The following is a 3238-nucleotide window of genomic DNA, read 5'->3' as shown; positions in this document are numbered from 1 at the left end:
ACTTGTCCCATAGTAAGTTCTACCTTATTTTTTTGTCTCAGTCTAATTTCCAGTTTTGGTGTTAGACTAGAATTTACTTTGAGAATTTAGGTAAGGGATTTAAACACTGTCTCCATTTTACAGCTTTGGCTCAAAGTGCTATAATATTAAGGATTATGAATTTAGCTCTGCTATGTTCAACAAAAAGAAAAACTACAAGAGGTGAATCCCATGGGACGTAAATGGGCCAATATTGTTGCCAAGAAAACTGCTAAAGATGGCGCTAACTCAAAAGTTTACGCTAAATTTGGTGTTGAAATCTATGTTGCTGCTAAGCAAGGTGAGCCAGATCCAGAATCTAACTCAGCTTTGAAATTTGTTTTGGAACGTGCTAAACAAGCGCAGGTACCAAAACACGTTATTGATAAAGCCATTGATAAGGCCAAAGGAAATACTGATGAAACCTTTGTTGAAGGACGTTATGAAGGCTTTGGGCCAAATGGGTCAATGATCATTGTTGACACACTGACTTCAAATGTTAATCGTACAGCTGCTAACGTGCGTACCGCCTATGGTAAGAACGGCGGGAACATGGGTGCTTCAGGTTCGGTGTCTTATATGTTTGATAAAAAAGGAGTCATTGTCTTTGCTGGTGACGACGCAGATGCTATTTTTGAGCAATTGCTGGAAGCTGATGTTGATGTGGACGATGTTGAAGCAGAAGATGGAACAATCACTGTTTACACAGCTCCAACTGATCTTCATAAAGGGATTGAAGCCCTTCGTGCCAATGGTATAGAGGAATTCCAAGTTACTGAACTTGAAATGATTCCACAATCAGAAGTCACACTTGAAGGTGAAGATCTTGAAACTTTTGAAAAACTCATTGATGCCTTAGAAGCAGATGATGATGTTCAAAAAGTTTACCACAATGTGGCAGACTTCTAATACTAAAGCCAACAAGCTTGACCCAAGAAGTGGTCAGGCTTGTTTTTCCTTAATGACTCTTTCCGATAGTTTCCTCTTATCACCGTGATAAAAAAGCAGTATTGGGCAAACTCTGACTAAGATGATAAACTGGTGAATAAGGAGGTAGAAGTGATGAAGAAAGTTTTGTTAGGATTTGTTTGTTTAGCACCTTTGGTTTTGACAAGTACGGTGCAGGCAGCGGACAAGAAAGTTGTTGTAGCAACAGCAGGCGACATTAAGCCTTTTTCTTACGAAGATAAAGCAGGGGAGTTGACTGGCTATGATATTGAAGTCATCAAGGCAGCTAGCAAATACTTGGATGGCTACAAAGTCACTTACAAGCGGACATCTTGGAAGTCTATTTTTGTCGGTTTGGATAGTGGTCACTACCAGATTGCAGCTAATAATCTGTCATATACAAAGGAGCGAGCGGACAAGTATCTCTACTCGCTTCCAATTGCTAAAAATCCATTTGTTCTGGTTGTACCAAAAGATTCAGACATCAAATCATTAGAAGATATTGGAGGCAAAACGACCCAAGATGATACAGGAACCTCGGCGATTCAGTTCGTTTTAGATTGGAATAAAGAACATCCTGATAATCCCTCAAAGATTGAATACTCTGGTGAAGATTTAAGTAAGCACCTTTTGGATTTAGAAAATGGCGAATTTGATTACATGATTTTTGATAAAATTTCTGTCGAAACCGTCATCAAGCAAAAAGGATTTGACTTAACCATTATTCCCATTGAAACAAATCTCAATTCAAATAATTACATTATCTTCTCGGACGACAGCAACGATTTGCAAAAGCAATTCAACAAGGCAGTTAAGAAACTATACAAAAATGGTAAACTCGAAAAACTAAGCCAAAACTATTTAGGAGGCTCTTATTTGCCAGATAAAAAGGAATTAGACTAAATAAAGGTTCTAAGATTATCAAACTTGTTTGTCTTTTAATTAATTTTCTCATCAATCACAATAGACTTTGCTTTGGTATCAACAGTTGCTTTTGCACCAATGGTAATGGTAAAAAGAGGTTGGGTATGGGCAAAGTCTAAGTCGTACATGACAGGAATTGTTTTTAAAATGGGGTGTTTGGCCATAACGTAATTAAAAATTTCTGGTGTCATCTCACATTCTTTTGGGAAACGTCCGAAGAGGACAGCTTCTGGTCTAGGATAGGCCTGTAGGATAGCTGCCAGTTCTCTGGCAATTATTTCAGGAGGATACCCTTCGGCGCTTTCCAAGAAAAGAATGTACTTATCAGGCTGTGGTGCGTAAGGCGTTCCACGCAAGAGTGAGAAAGTAGATAAGTTTCCACCGATGATGGTTCCAGAAGCTTTGCCATGGGCATAAACCTTCCATTTAGTCGGAAAAAAATGTCTGGGCTCGTCTGGCAGGAACCAAGCATCGCTGGACCACTGCTCGCTAGGAACTAACTCATAACTAGTCTGGCTTAGTGCTTGTAGCCACATACGTGTCTGATATTCTTGCCCTTCAATCATTTTGAAACTCGAATAAGACGGTCCCATATAAGTTTTGATGCCGGTCTTGGAGTAGATGGCATTGAGAAAAGCTGTCGAGTCAGAATAACCACAGATAATCTTTGGGTGTGCAGCAATTAAATCATAATCCAGATAAGGCAGGAGCTCGTTTGAGTTGAAACCACCGATAGTTGCAAGTATCGCATCCACGGAATCATCAAGGAAAGCCTCATGTAAGTCCTCAACACGACTAGCAATTGATGCTGATTCGAAGAGGTCATTTTCAAAATAGTGACTAGAGAAAGAAACCTTAAATTCTAGTTTTTCCAATCTTTCTTTGGCTGAGATATTAGCCTCAAAGCCACCTAGGTGGGCAATGGACGCCGATGGACTGAGAACACGAATATGGTCACCCTTTTGAAGTTTTTTCATAGAATACCTCCCATAAAGTTTTTGATATTGTAACACAAAATGTTTTACCCGCCAACCATATCTAAAAATATACTTGACGAAGGCTGTCATTTACGGTAAAATATTCTTTGTTATGGCGGTATAGCCAAGTGGTAAGGCACGGCTCTGCAAAAGCTTGATCGTCGGTTCAAATCCGTCTACCGCCTTAATATACCTGATTTAACAGGAATTAACCAAATGAAAAGCCCGTAAAATCGGGCTTTTTATTGTAGATTTCTTATCAGAGAAATTTGATAGAAAAGGTAAATTCTCAAAGTAAGTTCTAGTTCCCGTCCTTCCAGAAGTTACTCTGAGAAAACTGCATAAAACCAACAGAATTTAGTCTCAGACTA

Annotated in this window: 3 protein-coding genes and 1 tRNA gene; 3 read left to right on the top strand and 1 reads right to left on the bottom strand. The window is 39.2% G+C overall.

Going from position 1 to position 3238, the window contains the following annotated elements; all coding sequences use genetic code 11:
* The first annotated feature begins 210 nt into the window (after nucleotides 1-210).
* On the top strand, nucleotides 211-927 hold the full coding sequence (locus tag A3I7_RS0111440; RefSeq protein ID WP_018376876.1) for a YebC/PmpR family DNA-binding transcriptional regulator: 717 nt from the start codon (nucleotides 211-213) through the stop codon (nucleotides 925-927).
* A 153-nt stretch (nucleotides 928-1080) separates the two neighbouring features.
* Nucleotides 1081-1869, top strand: coding sequence for an amino acid ABC transporter substrate-binding protein (locus tag A3I7_RS0111435; protein ID WP_018376875.1), 789 nt, complete (start codon nucleotides 1081-1083; stop codon nucleotides 1867-1869).
* 35 nt (nucleotides 1870-1904) lie between these two features.
* Here A3I7_RS0111435 and A3I7_RS0111430 read toward each other — a convergent pair whose 3' ends face one another.
* Entirely contained in the window at nucleotides 1905-2867 is a 963-nt protein-coding gene (locus tag A3I7_RS0111430) for a S66 family peptidase (protein WP_018376874.1), read from the bottom strand.
* Between the two features lie 114 nt (nucleotides 2868-2981).
* Between A3I7_RS0111430 and A3I7_RS0111425 the strand changes: the two genes are divergently transcribed.
* Nucleotides 2982-3052: transfer RNA gene (locus A3I7_RS0111425), tRNA-Cys, on the top strand.
* Nucleotides 3053-3238 lie beyond the last annotated feature (186 nt).

The organism is Streptococcus orisratti DSM 15617, from assembly GCF_000380105.1.
GTDB lineage: Bacteria > Bacillota > Bacilli > Lactobacillales > Streptococcaceae > Streptococcus > Streptococcus orisratti.
The sequence above is the reverse complement of the archived record's forward strand: the minus strand, read 5'-3'. Positions and strand labels throughout refer to the sequence as shown.

What these genes read in the sequence shown, in the direction of transcription:
- A3I7_RS0111430 (WP_018376874.1), bottom strand. Translation starts at nt 2,867, where the DNA reads ATGAAAAAACTTCAAAAGGGTGACCATATTCGTGTTCTCAGTCCATCG.
- A3I7_RS0111440 (WP_018376876.1), top strand. Translation starts at nt 211, where the DNA reads ATGGGACGTAAATGGGCCAATATTGTTGCCAAGAAAACTGCTAAAGAT.
- A3I7_RS0111435 (WP_018376875.1), top strand. Translation starts at nt 1,081, where the DNA reads ATGAAGAAAGTTTTGTTAGGATTTGTTTGTTTAGCACCTTTGGTTTTG.